The sequence below is a fragment of the Stutzerimonas sp. NM35 genome, assembly GCF_054604355.1.
Genome location: NZ_CM137728.1, coordinates 1,626,569 through 1,644,892, shown reverse-complemented (window position 1 = coordinate 1,644,892; position 18,324 = coordinate 1,626,569). Strand labels below are relative to the sequence as shown.

Annotated in this window: 14 protein-coding genes; 4 read left to right on the top strand and 10 right to left on the bottom strand. The window is 62.3% G+C overall.

Annotation, left to right across the window (positions count from 1 at the left end; genetic code table 11):
* Nucleotides 1-41: 41 nt before the first annotated feature.
* From glgX to glgA, 6 genes are read right to left on the bottom strand one after another with little or no spacing between them, the layout of a single operon-like run.
* Nucleotides 42-2,204, bottom strand: a complete 2,163-nt coding sequence (glgX, locus tag ACYCFC_RS07735) for a glycogen debranching protein GlgX (RefSeq protein ID WP_459653595.1) — start codon at nucleotides 2,202-2,204, stop codon at nucleotides 42-44.
* A 52-nt stretch (nucleotides 2,205-2,256) separates the two neighbouring features.
* Nucleotides 2,257-2,520, bottom strand: coding sequence for a DUF2934 domain-containing protein (locus ACYCFC_RS07730; RefSeq protein WP_181085391.1), 264 nt, complete (start codon nucleotides 2,518-2,520; stop codon nucleotides 2,257-2,259).
* The gene (locus tag ACYCFC_RS07725) at nucleotides 2,517-5,330 is read right to left on the bottom strand and encodes a malto-oligosyltrehalose synthase (RefSeq protein ID WP_459653594.1); all 2,814 of its coding nucleotides are present in this window, start codon (nucleotides 5,328-5,330) and stop codon (nucleotides 2,517-2,519) included. Before ACYCFC_RS07725 ends, ACYCFC_RS07730 begins: the two co-directional genes overlap by 4 nt.
* Nucleotides 5,327-7,414, bottom strand: coding sequence for a 4-alpha-glucanotransferase (malQ, locus tag ACYCFC_RS07720; RefSeq protein WP_459653593.1), 2,088 nt, complete (start codon nucleotides 7,412-7,414; stop codon nucleotides 5,327-5,329). The genes ACYCFC_RS07725 and malQ overlap by 4 nt, the downstream gene beginning before the upstream one ends.
* Nucleotides 7,407-9,143 carry a malto-oligosyltrehalose trehalohydrolase gene (treZ, locus tag ACYCFC_RS07715; protein WP_459653592.1) on the bottom strand — a complete coding sequence of 579 codons (1,737 nt, stop codon included), beginning with the start codon at nucleotides 9,141-9,143 and terminating at the stop codon, nucleotides 7,407-7,409. Before treZ ends, malQ begins: the two co-directional genes overlap by 8 nt.
* A gap of 10 nt (nucleotides 9,144-9,153) precedes the next feature.
* Entirely contained in the window at nucleotides 9,154-10,704 is a 1,551-nt protein-coding gene (glgA, locus tag ACYCFC_RS07710) for a glycogen synthase GlgA (RefSeq protein WP_459653591.1), read from the bottom strand.
* A gap of 271 nt (nucleotides 10,705-10,975) precedes the next feature.
* Here glgA and ACYCFC_RS07705 point away from each other — a divergent pair, with 271 nt between their 5' ends.
* Both ACYCFC_RS07705 and ACYCFC_RS07700 read left to right on the top strand, forming a co-directional pair.
* Entirely contained in the window at nucleotides 10,976-11,476 is a 501-nt protein-coding gene (locus tag ACYCFC_RS07705; protein WP_181085406.1) for a CinA family protein, read from the top strand.
* 79 nt (nucleotides 11,477-11,555) lie between these two features.
* Nucleotides 11,556-12,086: a ferritin-like domain-containing protein gene (locus ACYCFC_RS07700; RefSeq protein WP_181085408.1), complete on the top strand. Its 531-nt coding sequence runs from the start codon at nucleotides 11,556-11,558 to the stop codon at nucleotides 12,084-12,086.
* A gap of 16 nt (nucleotides 12,087-12,102) precedes the next feature.
* Here the strand turns inward: ACYCFC_RS07700 and ACYCFC_RS07695 are convergent, their stop codons facing one another.
* Entirely contained in the window at nucleotides 12,103-12,369 is a 267-nt protein-coding gene (locus tag ACYCFC_RS07695) for a DUF1652 domain-containing protein (RefSeq protein WP_181085409.1), read from the bottom strand.
* A 140-nt stretch (nucleotides 12,370-12,509) separates the two neighbouring features.
* Between ACYCFC_RS07695 and ACYCFC_RS07690 the strand changes: the two genes are divergently transcribed.
* Complete coding sequence (locus ACYCFC_RS07690) at nucleotides 12,510-12,812, top strand: hypothetical protein (RefSeq protein ID WP_459653590.1); 303 nt, start codon at nucleotides 12,510-12,512, stop codon at nucleotides 12,810-12,812.
* Between the two features lie 52 nt (nucleotides 12,813-12,864).
* Here ACYCFC_RS07690 and ACYCFC_RS07685 read toward each other — a convergent pair whose 3' ends face one another.
* The 3 genes from ACYCFC_RS07685 to ACYCFC_RS07675 form a co-directional block, all read right to left on the bottom strand.
* Nucleotides 12,865-13,101, bottom strand: a complete 237-nt coding sequence (locus ACYCFC_RS07685) for a DUF2790 domain-containing protein (protein WP_459653589.1) — start codon at nucleotides 13,099-13,101, stop codon at nucleotides 12,865-12,867.
* Between the two features lie 492 nt (nucleotides 13,102-13,593).
* The gene (locus ACYCFC_RS07680) at nucleotides 13,594-15,048 is read right to left on the bottom strand and encodes a Fic family protein (protein ID WP_459653588.1); all 1,455 of its coding nucleotides are present in this window, start codon (nucleotides 15,046-15,048) and stop codon (nucleotides 13,594-13,596) included.
* Complete coding sequence (locus ACYCFC_RS07675; protein ID WP_459653587.1) at nucleotides 15,038-15,301, bottom strand: hypothetical protein; 264 nt, start codon at nucleotides 15,299-15,301, stop codon at nucleotides 15,038-15,040. Before ACYCFC_RS07675 ends, ACYCFC_RS07680 begins: the two co-directional genes overlap by 11 nt.
* Between ACYCFC_RS07675 and ACYCFC_RS07670 the strand changes: the two genes are divergently transcribed.
* A complete protein-coding gene (locus ACYCFC_RS07670) occupies nucleotides 15,294-17,732 on the top strand; it encodes a helicase-related protein (protein WP_459653586.1) in 2,439 nt (812 codons plus the stop codon). The genes ACYCFC_RS07675 and ACYCFC_RS07670 overlap by 8 nt on opposite strands.
* Nucleotides 17,733-18,324 lie beyond the last annotated feature (592 nt).

Genomic DNA, 18,324 nt, shown 5'->3' with positions numbered 1-18,324 from the left:
CGAATGGTTGGGGTTCGTACTTCATCGTCCCGACAAGCGGACTACCAGAGAGAAGAGGGCACATCCTTGATCAGCTCCAGCATCAGCAGCGAACGCCCGGTGACGGCATATTCGTCGCCGAAATCGAAACGTTCCGGGCGGGCGGTGGGGTTGTTGGTGTCCACCAGGCGGTTCCAGTAGACGCCCTGCGGGACCTCCGGCAGGCTGAAATCAATCTGGTCATGGTGTGCGTTGATGACGATCAGCAGGGTCGCATCCGAGCCAGCTCGACGGATCCCGGTAGGCTGCGCGCGTCCATCGAGCAGCATGCCCATGCAGCGATTGTTGACGTCCTCCCATTGCTCGACGGACATCTCCTCGGCGTTGGGCGCCAGCCAGGTGACATCCTTCACGCCCAGCTCCTCGTTGAAGGCACCGACCAGGAAACGGCTGCGGCGCAGCATCGGAAAGCGCTGGCGCAGGCGCACGAGCTTGCGCACGAAGGACAGCAGTTCCTGGCTGTCTTCGCTGATGTCCCAGTTCACCCAGCCAATTTCACTGTCCTGACAGTAGGCGTTGTTGTTGCCATTCTGGGTGCGAGCGAATTCGTCACCGGCGACGATCATTGGCGTGCCCTGGGAGAACAGCAGGGTGGCGAAGAAGTTGCGCATCTGCCGGTAACGCAGGTCATTGATCTGCGGGTCGTCGGTGGGTCCTTCAACGCCATGGTTCCAGGACAGGTTGTTGTCGCTACCGTCGCGGTTGTCTTCGTCGTTGGCCTCGTTGTGCTTGTGGTCGTAGGACACCAGGTCCTTGAGAGTGAAGCCGTCGTGCGCGGTAACGAAGTTGACCGAAGTGAAGGGGCGTCGGCCACGCTGGTTGTACAGGTCGCCGGAACCGGTCAGGCGTGAAGCGAAGTCCGCCAGCTGGCCTTCGTCGCCTTTCCAGAAGGCGCGCACCGTATCGCGGAACTGGTCGTTCCACTCCGCCCAGCCAGGCGGGAAGCCGCCGACCTGGTAGCCGCCGGGGCCGCAATCCCAGGGTTCGGCGATCAGCTTGGTCTTGGCCAGTACCGGGTCCTGGCGGCAGGCGACGAGAAAACCGTGACGTTCATCGAAGCCCTCGTGTTCGCGACCGAGAATGGTCGCCAGGTCGAAGCGGAAGCCGTCCACATGCATCTCGGTGGCCCAGTAGCGCAGCGAGTCGGTAACCATCTGCAGCACGCAGGGATGGCTCATGTCCAGGGTGTTGCCGGTGCCGGAATCGTTGATGTAGTAACGTTTGTCATCCGGCATCAAGCGATAGTAGGAGGCGTTGTCGATGCCGCGCATGGACAGTGTCGGGCCGAGTTCGTTGCCCTCGGCGGTGTGGTTGTAGACCACGTCGAGAATGACTTCCAGGCCGGCATTGTGCAGGTGCGCGACCGTTTCCTTGAATTCGCTGATCTTGCCGCTGGCCAGGTATTTAGGGTGCGGTGCAAAGAAGGCGATGCTGTTGTAGCCCCAGTAGTTGCTCATGCCTTTTTCCAGCAGGTGCTGATCCTGGACGAAGGCATGGATGGGCAGGAACTCGATGCTGGAGACGCCCAGCTTGCGGATGTAATCGATCACTTCCGGTGTCTTGAACGCCTCGAAAGTACCACGCTCCTCATCGGCCACTGCCGGGTGGAGCATGGTATAGCCGCGTGCGTGGGTTTCGTAGATGATCGTCTGGTCCCAGGGCACCTGCACCGGATGATCCCGCCCCCAGGTGAACGCTGGATCGATGACCTTGCACTTGGGCACGAAGGGCGCGCTGTCGCGCTCATCGAAACTCAGGTCGCCATCGGGATGGCCAATGGTGTAACCGAACAGCGCCTCGGACCAACGCAGCTCACCCACCAGCTGCTTGGCATAGGGGTCGATCAGCAGCTTGTTGGGATTGAAACGATGGCCGGCTTCCGGCTCGTAAGGACCATGCACCCGGTAGCCGTAGACCTGGCCGGGATGGGCATCGGGCAGGTAGCCATGCCAGATTTCATCGGTGTATTCGGGCAATTCGATACGCTCCAGTTCGGTTTCACCGCTGGCATCGAACAGGCACAACTCAACCTTGGTGGCATGCGCCGAGAAGATGGCGAAGTTGACGCCCAGGCCGTCCCAGGTCGCCCCCAAGGGAAAGGGAAGCCCTTCGTGAACGCGCGAAATCTGCTGGGGCCGAGGTGCGGAAGGTTTTTGTTTGCTCATGAATACTCCGATGAACGAGTCGCGACATGGCTGGGCTTATGGCCAGGCCTGTTCAGCTATCTGTTGGTTTGGCTGAGCGCGGCGTCCGAGGCTTGCGGGCTGCGGCAGCTTTTACCGGCTTCTCGACCGGTGTCGCATCGACCGGCTTGGTGGCCGTCTTGCGGGGACGTGCCGGTTTTGCGGGAGGAACGCTACCCTGGGTTTCGACCAGCTTGCGGGCCATTTCCCAGTGGCGGGCATCCTGTCCTTCCGGGCAGCCCTCGGACTGCCAGATTTCATAGGCGAATTCGCGAATGCGTTGTTCTTGTTGATTCATCGTTCCTCTTCTCCTGACGATTTGATTGTTATTTGCAAAACGGTCACAGGCAGCGATTCCAGGGCGTGCTGAAGGTGCAGGCTCGTTTGTCTGGGTCTGACTGCATCCACGCCGAAAAGTCGCATGAGCGGCAGACCGCTCAGCACCTCGGGTAGCTTCACCAAGGTGTCTTTCCACTGCTCGGGAGCAATATGTGGCGTGCGGCTGTCCCCCAGAAGTCCGCTGGCCAGCCTGGCGGCGATGACGATGATCCAGGTGCCTTCCCACTCCCGGGCAAAGGCAATCACCTGATCGGCATGGGTGCCTTCAACCTTCAGCGGCAGGTAAGCGCCCCCGCTGAACAGTCCTGGCTGGACGCTGCGCAGGTTCAGGCTGCGTGCGATCAACCATTGCTTGATGCGACCGTCTTTCCAGCTCGCCAGCAGTTCGGCGGGCTGAGCCTGCGGATCGAAGGAGGCGCGCCGCCGGGCGAAGTCCACCGGCTGACGATTGTCGGGGTCGACCAGGCTGAAATCCCAGTAATCGGTCCCCTGATAAAGGTCCGGCACGCCCGGCGTAGTCATACGCAGCAGCGTCTGGGTCAGGCTGTTCAGCGCACCAGCTGGCGCCAGTTCGGCTGCCGCTTCGGCTATTTCGCTGCGCAAGGCCCGGCCTTCATCGCCGAGCAGCAGGATGCGCAGATACTGCTGGCAAGCGCTTTCGTATTCGCTGTGGGGATCGGTCCAGCTGGTGCGCAACTTGGCTTCGCGCAGAGCCTTTTCCTGCCACTGGATGATCCGCTCGCAATAGGCTTCGACGCCCTGACGGTCTTCCGGGACCAGCTCCAGCGGCCAGCTGCCGAGCAGGACCTGGTACAGGAGCAACTCGTCACCGGCAGAGGGCGCTGATCCGTCAGCCAGCTGCTGGCGCCACCCATAGGCAAGCTGACGCCAATGGCGCACTTTGCTGGCGAACCAGTCGGCGCGCTCGCTGATCACGGCCATGCGCGCGCGGGTGTCTTCGCCGCGCTTGTGGTCGTGGGTGGCGGTGGTCAGCAGGTTTCGCGGAAAGTGTTCGGCGCGAGCCAGGCACTCGCCATGGAAGGCATCCACCGGTGCACTGAAATGCTGCGGGTCGAAACCGACGTCGTTGCGTGAAAGCAGGGCTCCGGAGCGATAGCAGGCGGTGTCTTCCACAGCCTTGGCGGCGGCGGGTGAGGTGAGCTGCTGGAAGCGTGTGCAGGCGTAGCGGCGAATGCGTCGTGCAGGTCCTGGTGGCAGGGAGCGCAAGGGTTCGCCGCCAAGCCAGCGGTCGAGATGATCGAGCAGCGGCCAGTCCGCCTCGCCGAGGGTAGTACGCGCACCGGCCAATGCCTGCTGAAAGAAGGGCTCATCGGCCTCTCGACGCCCCTGGGCAGCGATGTAGGTGCGGTACACCGGAAAATGCACGATCAGCTCCAGCAGCGCCCGGCGGATCGCCCCGAGAGTGATGTCGCGGGTCATCAGGTCATACCGCGCCACCTGCAGCAGCGCCTGGGCGACGCTCTCGAAGTCGCCGGCCAGCGGCCCGGTGAGCACCAGCTGTCGCGCCTGGCGCACTTCTTCCATGAAATCCTCGGGGCGCTCTGCGGTTTCGCTCCACAAACCGCAAAGGACGGATTTACCGAGCGGGTCATGCTGCAGCAGCGACACCTGGTTCATGAACTCATAACCTGTGGTGCCGTCCACACCCCAGTCATCATGCAGACGTTCGTTACCGGCAAGGATCTTTTCGACGTAAATCGGCACATGATCCTGGGCCGCTTCGGAAGGGCGCGCAGCATTCAGGCGATCCACCCGGCGACGCAGGCGACGGCAATAGCCGCGCGGATTGGCCAGTCCGTCGATATGGTCGATGCGCAGGCCGTCCACCAGACCGTCGCTGATCAGCTGGAAGATTTTTGCGTGGGTTTCCTCGAAAACTATCGGTCGTTCAACGCGCAAGCCGCCCAGTTCGTTGATATCGAAAAAGCGCCGCCAGTTGATGTCGTCACCGGCGGTACGCCAGCTGGCCAGGCGATAGTTCTGCCGTTCGAGCAGGGCATGCAGGCGCCGGAAGCCTTCCTCGTGGGTGGAGTCGTAGCGTTTGAGCGCTTCTTCGAGAGGCTGTAGGATGCTGTGATTTTCCAGGACACGGGCCAGTTCGGAGCGCAGCTGGCGGGCGGTCTGCCAGGGCGCCGGTTCGGTTTTCAGGGCGTCGAAGTGCTGCGCCAGGGTACGCAGCGGCGGCTGCTCGGCCAGACGCAGCACCTCGCCGTAGCTGGGCGGAGTGATGGGGAAGCGGTGTTCGTAATGCTCGGCATAGAGAGCGCCTTCTTCCGCATCCAGGCGCAGGACGATGCTGCCCTGCTGCAGGGCTTCGCCGTAGTCGCTGCCAAGGAAAGGCACCAGCAGCTGACCTTCGAGTAGCGGGTCGGGGGAATTCCATTCGATATCGAAGAACAGCGCATAGGGGCTGCGCCGTCCCCATTCCAGCACGTCCAGCCACCAGGGATTACCGGAACCTCCAACGGCCATGTGGTTGGAAACGATATCCAGAATCAGTCCCATGCCCCTGGCGCGCAGGGCTTCGACCAGCCGATGCAGGGCCTCTTCGCCGCCGAGTTCCGGATTGATGCAAGTCGGGTCTATGACGTCGTAGCCGTGCATGGAACCGGGGCGGGCGGTGAGCAGGGGCGATGCGTAGAGATGGCTGATGCCCAGATCGGCGAAGTAATCGACCAGGATAGTGGCGTCGTCGAGGGTGAAGCCGCGGTGGAATTGCAGCCGCAACGTCGCACTGAGGGGCTTCATCGTTGTTCGTCTCCGCTGGCCTTGCGCCGCGCGTCTGCCAGGCAACGCAGGCGGCGGGAGCCGTCAGGATGGTCAAGCTGGCTGGCGCTGTCACCGGGGTAGCGTCGCCGCCAGTTGGGATGCTCATCGACGATGCCGGGCAGGTTGGGCTGTTCCTCCAGGCCAAGCGCGTCTTCCAGGGGCAACAGCACCAGCGGTGCCGGGGTATGGCCGATAAAGCAGGCGCTGGCCTGGATGGCGCTTTCGACGTCGAGCAATTCACCCGGTGATTCACGGGGCACGTCTGGCACATAGGGGCGCAACACGGCATCAAGGCCGCGACGCTCGTGCTCGCGCTCGGCAGTTTGCTGCGGACGCTCGGCCTCGCTGTTCTGTCCGGTACGGATGCGCCAGTCGATATCCTCTCCACGCCACCAGCCACCGAGGGTGGGCAGGTCGTGCGTGGTGGTGATGGCCAGCGCATCCTTCGACCATTCGTGGGCCGGTCTGAAACGGGCATTGTCCTGCTCGAAGAGCAGCACGCGCATGCCGAGGATGTTCCGCGCCGCAAGCTTTTCCCGCAGGCCCGCCGGCACGGTGCCGAGGTCTTCGCCGAGGATCACCGCGTCGTGCCGCCAGGCTTCGAGCGTCAGCAGTCGCAGCAGGTCGTCGAAAGGGTAGTTGAGGTAGGCGCCCTGGTCAGGGCCGGCGCCTTCGGGCATGACCCACAGGCGCATCAGTCCCATCACATGGTCGATACGCATGCCGCCGGCATGGGCCAGGTTGGCGCGCAGCATTTCGATGAAGGCGCGGTAGCCATTGGCCCTGAGCCCCCAGGGAGAAAAGGCGCAGATGCCCCAATTCTGCCCGGCCCGGTTGAGGATGTCCGGCGGTGCGCCGACGCTCAACGTGGCCAGCACTTCTTCCTGCCGGCTCCAGGCCTGGCTGCCGCCACCATCGGCACCCACGGCCAGATCGCTGAGCAGGCCTATCTTCATGCCGGCGCTACGCGCGGCGATCTGCGCACGCTCCAGCCCGCGCGCGACCAGCCACTGGCAGAAGGCGTGGTAGCTGACCTCATCGGCCTGCGCCCGTGCGAAGCGTTCGACCGCCGGACTCTGCGGCGTGCGGTACTCCTGCGGCCAGTCGCGCCAGTGCTGCGGGTGGCCGGAAGGGCTGAGCAGGCTGTCGTGCAGCACCTCGAAACGACAGTGATTTTCCAGCGCCTGGCCGCCGGCTGCGCGGAAGCTGTCGAAGTCCGCCTGCTGGGCATTGCCGCCTCTGCAGAAGTTCTCGAACAGCTGGCGCAGCAGACACCGGCGGGTTTCGTTCACGGCGGGCCAGTCGATCAGCTCCAGTCCTTCCAGGCGCCGCAGTTCCTCGCCCAGGCCGCAGGCCTCGATGGCGATACGCAGTGGCGTTTCCCCCAGAATCGCCTCGGGCGCACAGTACAGCACGTTGTAGAACAGCCGGCTGGAGGGCGAGTAGGGGCTGTAATGACCGCTGTTGGCGGCAAACATCGCATGGACCGGGCTGATGCCCAGGGCATCGGCGCCGTGGTCGGCGGCATTGCGGGCGAAGGCTTCCAGGGCCAGGGTATCGCCCAGGCCGCCATCGCCGGCACGGCGCAATCCATACAGCTGGACGGTCAGCCCCCAGGCACTAGGGCCGGCCAGGTCCTGCACGGCGGGGCAGGCCGGCGGCGCAACGGCGAGGGTCAGCTGGCGCCCGGTGATTTCCAGGCGGTGATAGCCGGGGATGTCGATGGGTGCCAGGCGCGCCTGTTCGTCGAGTGTGCCCTCACAGCGCTGACCACCTTCCAGCTCCAGGCTGTAGCGGGCGCCTGGCTCGCAATGGCGTGCCAGCTCCAGCGCTGCGCCCTGGTCGAGAGTCAGCAGCGGCGGCAGGTCGCTGGCGCCGCCATCGACATGCAGTTTTTCCAGGCTGCGCTCGACGGCCTCATCACTGTCGGCATCCAGGCCCAGGCCATGCAGTACGGCGCGCAGGACCTCGGGCGCCACTCGCTGGTCGCGCCCATCGGCATCGACCCAGTCGATGGACAGGCCTGCCGCTTCGGCCAGGCGTTTCAGGCGCTCGTCACTCATTGATGTCTTCCAAATGGATTCTGGCGGTGTGCGGCGGCAGCGAACCTGCGTCTGTGGTGTCCTTCCGGTTGCTGTACAGCAAGCGAGATTTGGCAGGTGCGGATGTCAGTGCCACCTGATGAGTGCCCAGATTGAGTTCCAGGCGCAACCGGCTGCCATCGCCCAGTCGCCAATGCGCCAGGGCGGCGGCTTCGCCCAACGCCGTGGCACCGAGAAAGGCGGCACCCTGCAGGCGCGGCACGATTTCCCGATGGCGGATATCCAGAAGTTGCCGGTAGAGCCCGGCCCACTGGCTGTCGATCCGGGCGAAATCCGGCCTGGAAGTCGCGAAGGTTTCCGCTGCATTCGGGTCGGGAATGCGCGCGCGCGTCGCTTCGTCGGCAAACTCCGTGAACTCGGCGAATTCGCCCCGGCGACCTTCGCGCACGGCATCGGCCAGTTCGCCATGGTGGCTGGTGAAGAACAGGAAGGGTTCACGCGCACCCCATTCCTCGCCCATGAACAGCAACGGGATCATCGGCGAAAGCAGCAGCAGGGCGGTGGCGGCGCGCAGAGCGTCGGGTTCGGCCAGGGCGATCAGACGTTCGCCGAAGGCGCGGTTGCCAATCTGGTCGTGGTTCTGCAGAAAGAGTACGAAGGCGGTGGGCGACAGGTGCCCGCTCGGCTCGCCCCGCGCATGCCCGCGCCGATCCTGCTGGCCCTGGTAGATGAAGCCCTCGCCGAGAAAGCGCACCAGCTTACGGGTCGACTCCTGGTGAAAGTCGGCGTAGTAGCCCTGGCTTTCTCCGGTCAGCAGGCTATGCAACACGTTGTGGCCGTCATCGTTCCACTGCGCGGTAAAGCCCTGCTCAAGCAGGCTGACGCGGTTGTCCTCGTTTTCCAGAACCAGATGCACATGCCGCCCCGGCTCGGTGTCGGCGCGTACGCGCTCGGCCAGCTCGACCAGGAAGCCCCGCTCGGGAATGGCGTGGACGGCATCCAGGCGCAGGCCATCGAAGCGGTACTCGTTGAGCCACATCAGCGCGCTGTCGATAAAGAAATCGCGCACCTCGCGCCGGCGAAAGTCGATGGCGTCGCCCCAGGGCGTCTGCTGGTCGTGGCGAAAGAAATGTTTGGCGTAGTAGCCCAGGTAGTTGCCGTCCGGCCCGAAGTGGTTGTAGACCACATCGAGAAACACCATCAGGCCGTGGCCGTGGGCAGCGTCGATCAGCCGTTTGAGGTCATCGGGGCTGCCGTAGGAGGCTTCTGGCGCATAGGGCAGCACGCCGTCGTAGCCCCAGTTGCGCGCACCGGGAAATTCCGCCAGCGGCATCAGCTCGATGGCCGTCACGCCGAGTTCGGCCAGCGCGGCGAGCCGCTGTTCGATCTGTGCGTAGCCACCGCAGGCGCCCACATGCAATTCATAGAGCACAGTCTCGTGCCAGGGCCGCCCGCGCCATTGCTGATTGCGCCAGACATAAGCGTTGGGATCGGTGACCAGGCTGGGCTCATGAACATCGCCTGCCTGGGCGCGGGAGGCCGGGTCCGGCACCTGCAGCTCGCCGTCGATCAGGAAGCGGTAGGCCGTACCCGCGCCGACCTCGACATCCAGGCTGTACCAGCCTTCGTCAAGACGCGGCATGGGCAGCGTGTCACCACTGACCAGCACCAGGCTGACATTTTGCGCGTCGGGCGCCCAGAGTCTGAAACGGGTGCGGGAATCATCCAGCAGTAACGGCCCATGTTGCATCGATAACCTCTTAAGCAGTGGCGCTAGCCTCGCTCCGCTGATGCAGCAGGCGCTGATACAGCCGGTCATAGGGCTCGACCGCATGACTCCAGAAAAAACCGGCGCTCATGGCGCGGCAGCGCATGGCGTTGAGCAGATGCGGCTTGTCGTACACCGCCAGGGCGCGTTCCACGGCATGGCGATAGCTCTGCACCGTGGGTTCATCGAAGAGAAAGCCCGTCACGCCATTGTCGATGCTGTCAGCCAGGCCCCCGGTGCGATGGGCAATGGGCAGCGAGGCGAAGCGCTGCGCGTACATCTGACTCAATCCGCAGGGCTCGTAGCGCGACGGCATAAGGAGGAAGTCACTGCCGGCGAACAGACGCCGGGCATCGGTCTCGTTGAAGCCGATATGCGCACCGATCCGACCGGGGAAACGTTCCGCCAACCGCCGTACCCGTTCTTCGATAGCGGCTTCGCCACGCCCGAGAATGGCCAGTTGGCCGCCGCGTTCGACGATGGCTTCGGCCACCTCGATGCTCAGGTCGATGCCTTTCTGCTGTACCAGGCGGGACACCACGGCAAACAGGGGACCTTCGCCAGGCTCAAGGCCGAACAGCTGGCGGACGTGGGTGGCGTTGGCGCGCTTGCCGTTCCAGTCCTGTGGCCCGAACGGGCTGATCAGGTGCGGGCAGCTTTGCGGATCCCAGCTTTCATCTATCCCGTTGAGCAGCCCGCTGAGCAGGCCCTGACGCGCCTTCATGGCGAGAAAACCTTCCATGCCGCAGCCGAAGGCCGGCGTGGTGATCTCCCGTGCATAGGTGGCGCTGACGGTGGTGACCTGGTCGGCATAGGCGATACCGGCCTTGAGCAGCGACAGCGAGCCGTAGAACTCCATCCGTTCCGGCCCGCAGGCTTCCAACGGAATGCCCAGCTTGCGCCGCAGCTGCATGCTGATATTGCCCTGGTAGGCCAGGTTGTGAATGGTGAAGACGCTGGGCGTGGTCAAACCGCGCCAATGCATGTAGGCCGGCGTCAGGCCGGTCGGCCAGTCGTGGGCATGCACCAGGTCCGGGCTCCAGCTCATGCAGGCGGCGCCTGCGGCGATATCCGCTGCCGTCATGCACAGGCGCGCGAAGCGCAGCGGATTGTCCGGCCAGTCCTGCCCCTGCTCGTCACCATAGGGCAGGCCGTCGCGTTCGTAGAGTTCCGGACAGATCACCACATAGATGATCAGCCCATCAGGCATGTCGAGTCGCCCGATTCGGCATGACGGAATGTCGCCATGTGACAGAACACTGCCCACCACGCGGATCGGCATACCGCACTGCATCACTTGCGAGTAGCCGGGAATCAGCACACGCACATCGTGCAGCGCACCCAGCGCGCGGGGCAGGGCGGCGGACACGTCGGCAAGGCCGCCCGTCTTGACCAGATCGGTCAGTTCAGAGGTCACGAACAGTATTTTCTTCTTCTGCTCCTGCGTACTGCGCAACTGCAGTACGGGCCGCTCCGACGGTGGCGATGGACGCTCGGTGAGCTTCACAGGGACAGGCGCATTCTCAACAGCAGCAATACTCATAAGCACTTTTCCCAAGGACCGGCATGGGCGCCAGGTCGGTTACGAGCACGTTTCCCCAACACAGCCACCATTTGTGGCGCTGTAACCAATGAGCACGGCAAGACTGAACTGCTTTGGTATGCGGCATAGAGCTTCTATGGCTCCACTTTGAGAAAGACCGGATGAGCGCGAATTGGTTCTCGATTTCTGACGAAACTCACCTGTGGAACTTTGCCTGTGCGTGCCGGCTCCGAAAACTGAGCCAACAGGGCATTTCAGCGGAGCCAGGACCATGCGAGACCTTGCCGAAATCGTGCGCTTTCTAAGTGACGTCCGGATGACGCTGACCACTGCCGAATCCTGCACCTGCGGCCTGATGGCTTCCCTGCTGGGGGATATCCCAGGCTGCGGTCAGGTACTGGACAGCGGATTCGTCGTGTATTCGCCCAACGCAAAGAACCGGCTGCTGCACGTCAGCTTCGACACCATCGAGACTTTTGGCCTGACCAGCGAGGAAGTCGCGACCGAAATGGCGCTCGGTGCGCTGAATGCCAGTGCTGCCGACATTGCCATTGCCAACACCGGAGTGGCCGACGACAGCGAAGAGGATCGTGGCGGTACCCAGTGCTACGCCTTTGCACTGAAGCAGGACGAGCGGCAGGTAAGCATCAGTGAGACGCGGCATTTCGAGGGGGATCGTGTGTCGATTCGTGAACAGGCCGCACGCTACGCCCTGGAGTGCCTGCCGGAGCGCTATGCGGAGCTGATGGACAGATTGCGCGCCACACGTTGATGCAGCCAGTCGGCCCCGGGGAACTCTGCCGGATGCCTTCTTTCACACAAGAAAGAGAACGCCAAATCTGGAGATGCACATGCAAAGCGCACAAACCGGCAACGACATCCGTATCGAACGCCTGATCGAGTGGCTGCGTGACGCCCATGCCATGGAAGCCCAGGCCGAAACCATGCTCACCAGACAGGCCAGCCGCATCGAGCACTATCCCGAGCTGAAGGCACGCATCGAACAGCACATCAGCGAAACCCAGAACCAGGCCAGGCTGATCGAAAGCTGCCTGCAGCGCTACGACAAGTCCTATTCCGGGCTCAAGGACCTGGGCGGCAAGATGATGGCGATGGGGCAGGCCATGGGCGGCATGATGATCAACGACGAGATCGTCAAGGGCGCAATGATGGGCTACGTCTTCGAGAATCTGGAGATCGCTTCTTACGAAATCCTGATCGCAGCTGCCGAGGCAGTAGGCGATACCCAGACCCAGGAAATCTGTACCCGCATCCTGGCAGAGGAGGTTGCGATGGCGGAGTGGATGCGCAGCCATCTCGCGCAACTGACTCAGGCCTATCTGACACGAGCCGAGGCACCTGGTGTCGAAGCCAAGCGCTGAGTCAGCAAGCGGCAGGCTAATGCTCGGTGGACTTGGAACCCTTCGAGCCACCCCGGGTTGCGTAAAGCTCGAAACGCAGCTCCTGGGCGAGACGCACCAGATTGGCGGCATCACGACACTGCTCGTCGGTGATGCCGAAAACCGTCAGTTCTTCATCGTGGTGTTCTTTATACAGACGAACGGTAACACGGCTGTCTTCCTGAGCATGGCAGTCGCAGTGATAGGGGTGAAGATGGTTGCGAAGGATGCTTTCTATCGTCAGCAGGGGTAGGCGCGTAGCCATATTCCTTCCTCTCACCGTTTGTCCGAGCGCCGGGTCGTGGTCCGTCCCGGAGGGTGGCTGTCTTGCCTACTGAAACGCTAGCAGGGCCTCGCGCGTTGTAAACCACCGTCCGGCGCCATGGCGTCTACCGAGGAGGTTGCATGAGCACATTCAAGATAGTGGCATTGGCAAGCCTGATGGCATCGTCCGCCGCATTCGCCCAGTGGCCTGCAGGCACACCCGAAGATAAACGTGGCTCCCCGCCAAGCACCATGGGCAACCCGACACCCCAGGAAACCCTGGAGACGCAGCGGGACAGCCAGGGCCGACTCGTGACCGAAGATGGCCTGCCCGTGGAGACCATGCCTGAGGACGACAAGGATGACCCGGCCCTGGCACCGGATCGCTACTCCAATCCCGGCGTGCCGAACGACCCGGCGTCCGATCCGGGCACACTGGAATAGCCGGACGATTTTCAGCGACCGGATAGGCGACTTACGGGCTGCCGCTCGCTTATCAAAAGTCGTGGCAGCCTGAGCCTTGGCGCAGGTAACGCATCACATGCGTTTCGCCCTTGGAATCAAGATAGGTCATAGTGGCTTCAACCACTTCGCATCCGCCCACCGGAATGGTCAGCGATAAGACCTTGGCGATATCGAGTTGATCGCCGTACTGATAGTCAGATAACTGCGGCTCAGCGCTGGCCAGCGGTGCGGCGATGACAAGGCCGGCAATCCATAAGATTTTTTCCATGCGTGATCACTCTGGGCAGGACGACTTGGGAGATGAACAGGGTAACGCCTGCCCATGACTAGCCTAAAGGCTGACGGAAGCGGGAAAAACACTGTTCAGATGAAAGGCTATTACATAATCAGCTGCAGATCGGGCTGGCAACGCCAGCCTGGAAAAGCTTGGGTAGTGAGGTTTTTGTTTGCTGTGCAGCCGTGAAGCTCCCTGTATCCACGACACGTACAAAGAGGCGCATTGCGTGCGGCATATTCATCCATCAACACCTCTAAAATCAGGCAGAGACGATAGCACAGAATAAATCAGAAGTTCGTATAATCTATATTATGTTAAACCAGTAATATGGTAGAGAGACAGTGCCTGTCTAAAACTCTGCCAGCACTGACCTGCTCAGCTCTTCACATAGCACACGCCATTGCGGCAGATGCCAAGACGCAGAGCTTTCTCGATCTCGTCTCGGGATTGATGTACGCCCCCAAGAGAATGCTGTCTGAGCATTTACTCGCCAAGCTGCAACAAGCGGCCCTTGGCCGTGAGGCGGTATTTCTGCAGGCGGCTGCGGGGTTTGTCCGGGATGGTCATCTCGATCAGGCCGGCTTTCAGCGCAGGCTTCAGGTAGGCCTCGCGCAGGTGTTTCTCGTCTTTAAGCCCCAGTGCGGCGTGGATATCACTGCGGGCCATCGCGCCGTGTAATACGCTCAAGAGCCGTGCGACTTCGGGGGTGACTTCGGGGGTGACTTGATCGATCCCCTCGCCTTTGCTCTGATCAGTCGCACTCACCCACTCCGGTTTCGACCGCCACACCACAGCGCTGAACTGGTTGCCCCTCACGTAGTCGATCAGGTCGATACGCGGCCATTCCTCCAGCGCACGCGGGATACCGCTGCTCAGACCACGGTACGGAAGCACTTTGAAGGCATGCTCCGTCAGCGTCGGATTGCGGCGGTTGGTTTTACCCTGGCGCACATCCTCTATGCTCAGGCTGTCGGGAAGGTGGCCGGGGCTGATGATCTCCACCCGGTCGGCAAACACCAGGATGCGGATCGACGCGCTGGTGAAGTAGTCGCGGTGTACCAGCGCATTGACCAGCAGTTCCTCCAGAGCCGCTTCGGGTATCTCCAGCTCGCCCAGGGTATTGAAGCCGCGCCCGTGCTGCACGTGGTGCAGGTTGCGTTTGAGGAAGGCGAACGCGGCCTTGAACTGCTCGACCAGCGTGCCGCTGAAGTCTTCGCTATCCAGATAGCGCGTATCCCAGATCACCGTGCCGCGAAAGGCCACTGCCTTGATCGTGAATGCCGGGCACCGGCGCAACGGATTGCGACCGAACAACATCAGTCCGGCCAGATTCAGCTCACGCCCGTCGCCCCGGCCGACGTTCTGTAGCACTTGATCCAAGGTTGCGCCCGTGCCCTCAATGCTCTGGCCGTAACGGCGTTCAAAGTACGCAGCAAATGCCTTGTCCTCCAGATCAGCCGTCGTCGAGCCTGCCACCGGCACCCGGTCGGCGCGCACCAGCCCGGAGCGCTGGAACATGCGCTGCATTTCCTCACGCGACGTCACATGGCGCTTGTCCGCGCCCTGCTTGACCCACAAACGCCCCTGAGCATCCAGATACGGCTTGGACAGACCGTCGGCCACAGTTACCACCATCACGATGCCGTTGGCCGTCGGCACGTTTTCCGTGATCGGATGCACCGGCGGGCGCACATGCTGCGACGCCGCATTGCCTAGCAACTGATTCAAACGCCGCACGGCGACAGCATCCAATCCGGCCACGGAGCCATCGTCATTGACTCCAAGGAGCAGCGTCCCACCACCACTGTTGGCAAAAGCGGCCAACTCCGCCGCCAGTGCATCTACGTTGCTGGCATCACGTTTGAACTGCTGGCGGCTGTCTTCGCCACGAACGAGAGTTTGCAAGAGGTCGGCTTCGGTCATGGACTTATTGCTCATCCGCTGAGTCGGTATTGTCGGTCAGTTCCACTCGATGATCTGTTCGATGCTCGGCAGGCTGGTCTGCAATTCCTTCTGCCGCGCCGCGCGTCGCAGGATTCCACCGGGATACATAGAGTTCGGATTTCTTGATGGCCATCGCCGTCGAGATTACCAGAAACGCCCCCCGCCCCCCTGCTCCTGTTGACTTTGCACAAGCAGGCAGGCTGTATTCGCCGCACCACTGATCAGGAAAGGCGTCGATCATGCGCAAGGGTGAAGTCAGGCATCGCAACACCATCGGTCTGGAGCGGCTGCATCGCTTTCTCGGCTGGGCTGCCGAGCGCCATCCCGGGTTCGTGCAGAAGAAGAAGCATCAGGATGCATGGTTCGCCACCTATATCGGTCATCAGCCGCCGGAGATTGGTCGCGCCGCCCGGCTGTTCTGGCTGGGGCTGGATGAGACGGCGGTCGAGTCCGCCCTGCAAGCGGTCGATCCGGCCAGTCTGATCGGTCGCCTGCTCAATCGCGATCTCAACGATTTCAGTTGCAGCGTCGATATCCACGGGATCGAAAAACACTTCGACTGTGGCCCGGTGCAAAACCTGCTTGAGCCCGATATCGCCCTGCGCATCGACACCAGCAGCTCCAGCGACGAATTCGAAACCCATGTGCGCAGCGCCATTCAGGATCTGGTGCTGAGTCGGCTGCGCGTGCTGGAAAAGCCCTTCGCCAGCATGAGCGAGGAACAGAAAGCGCAAAGCCTGGAGCGGCTGCAGCCGAAGATTTCCCGGGTCGAAGACTTCGCCCACAAGGCCGTGGATATCCTCAACGAGGTGAAGCACGAACTGCGCTACGTGGTTGAACTACGCCATGGCGACGTCGCACTGGACCTGCAGCGACGCATCCCAGCTGGCCAGGGCCATGTGCTGAGTGAGCGCGAAGTGGCCGAGCGCAAGGAGGAGGATCGCCAGGCGCTGATCGCCAAGTTCGAAATGATGATCGAGGAAGCCGGCGACTTCGACCTGCAGGTGCTGGGCGAGAAGCGTCTGACCGAAGTCTTCATGATGGAGCCGAAGAAGCTGCGCCGCACCATCCGCTTCGCCCGCCAGGACCACAAGGAAAAAATGACTTTCGCGGTGCTGCTGGAAAGCGATCCGCGCTTCATGCACTACCACAAGCTCTACGCGGCGCGGCGCCTGACGCGAACCTGGACTGCCCTCCTCGGCCCCACCAACAGCGGCAAGACGCACCGCGCCATCGAAGCGATGACGGCGGTCACCCATGCCATCTACCTGTCGCCGCTGCGGCTGATGGCGCTGGAGAACCAGGAACGCATCGAGTCCATGGGCGTGCCCTGCTCGCTGGTCACCGGTGAGGAAGAGATCATTCGCGAAGGAGCCACCCATTTCTGCTGCACCGTCGAGGAGTTCGCGCGTTTTCGCCACCAGCACTGGGATGTGGTGGTGATCGACGAAGTGCAGATGATGGCCGACTCGCAGCGCGGCTGGGCCTGGGTCGATGCGCTGGTGAGTGCCTACACGCCGGAGCTGATCATGACCGGGCCGATGCTGATCCAGCCCTCGCTGAAGACGCTGTGCGACCTTTGCGAAGACCATCTGGTGGTCAAGCGCACCAAGCGCCTGTCGCCGGTGGAAGTGGCCCGCCGCGCCACCTCGCTCAAGCAACTGGACGAAGGCTCGATGCTGGTGGCCTTCAGCCGCAAGACCGTGCTGGAACTCAAGGCGCTGCTGGAGATGACTGGCAAGAGCGTCTCGGTGGTCTACGGCGCGTTGTCGCCGGAAGTGCGCCGCGAGCAGGCCCGACGTTTTCGCGAAGGCGAAGCGGACCTGATGGTGGCCACCGATGCGGTGGGCATGGGCCTCAACCTGCCGGCGCATACCCTGTGTTTCTACACGGATGAAAAATACGACGGCATCCAGAACCGCCAGCTCAGGGTGCAGGAAGTCAAGCAGATCGGCGGGCGCGCCGGGCGCTTCGGCCATCACGACAGCGGCACCATCACCGCGCTGGACGGCCAGACGCTGCAAGCGATCCGGCAGCTGTTCCATAGTCCGGACCAGCCGGTGGACCTCGCGCAGTTCCAGGTACGGCCTTCCATCGAGCACCTGCAGGCCATCGCCGAACTGATGGGCGACCCCAGCCTGCTACGCGCCTGGCTGACCTTCAACCGCAACATCAACTATGGCGCGGAATTCATCTCCATCCTGCCGGACGAGCTGGCCGAGTGGATCAAGCTGATCGACGACCCGCAGATCGACCTGCGCCTGCGCTGGATATTCGCCTGCACGCCGATCCGCGGCGGCCTCGACAGCCCGGCTGCCAGCCACGCCCAGCAATGGCTGAAGAAGGTCGCGCAGGACAAGCCGGTCGAGCTACCGCGCCTGTTCATCGAGGCCGACCTGGCCACCCTGGAAAGCACGCTGCACGTCATCGAAACCTACCTGCACCTGGCCCGCACGCTGCCGGCGCACTTCCCCGCCCTGGAACAGGCCGAAGGGCACCGCAGCCTGCTCAACGAGGCCATCACCCGCGAGCTGTCGCGGCGGCGCAAACCGCGCAGCTCGGACCGCCGGCGCGTATCGGGGGAAACGAGCAAGTGTCAGCAATGCGGCAAGGCGATGCCGGTGCTCAGCCGCCAGTTTCGGCTTTGTCAGAGCTGTTTTCGTAATCAGCGGCAGTAGGGTTGGGGATCGAGCCAAGGCGGTGCCTACGAAGAGCCAAGGAACCACTGTAGTTCCCAGAAGTTCAGGTCAGGCTCTTTATGGGTGGACAGCGGCGAGTGATAAATAGTAGCGTTCTGCCATTGCTGGGTATGCCCTACCGTGGGTTAGATAGCGTTCGGTCTAACCCACATCAAGGCTCGTAGGTCATTGATTTTAAAGGGCAGGCGTAGAAATCGTGACTGTTAATTTTTGTGATTATATAGATTACTGCCTTACGCCATTATGAAGAATTCCGTCTAATCACTGTTAGAAATCACAAGGGGTAAATATCGTGTCATTCGAATCACGTACTACTGCCGACCTAGTCCGTATCGCTGCTGCGGGTGGTGGCTTTCGGTTAAACGCTGGACCTCGTACGACTGCAGATCTTGTTCGCATTGCTGCAGCTGCGTCGAGTACTGGCGCGAATCTGACTTTTGCTGGTCTGGCGGCTCGGACCACTGCTGACCTTGTCAGGATCGGCGCGGCCGGGAAAGGTGCCGTTGTTCTGGAAGACTAGTGCTTTCTAACCTGTCATTCCAGCGGACTGGCTACGCCAGCCGCTGAATTT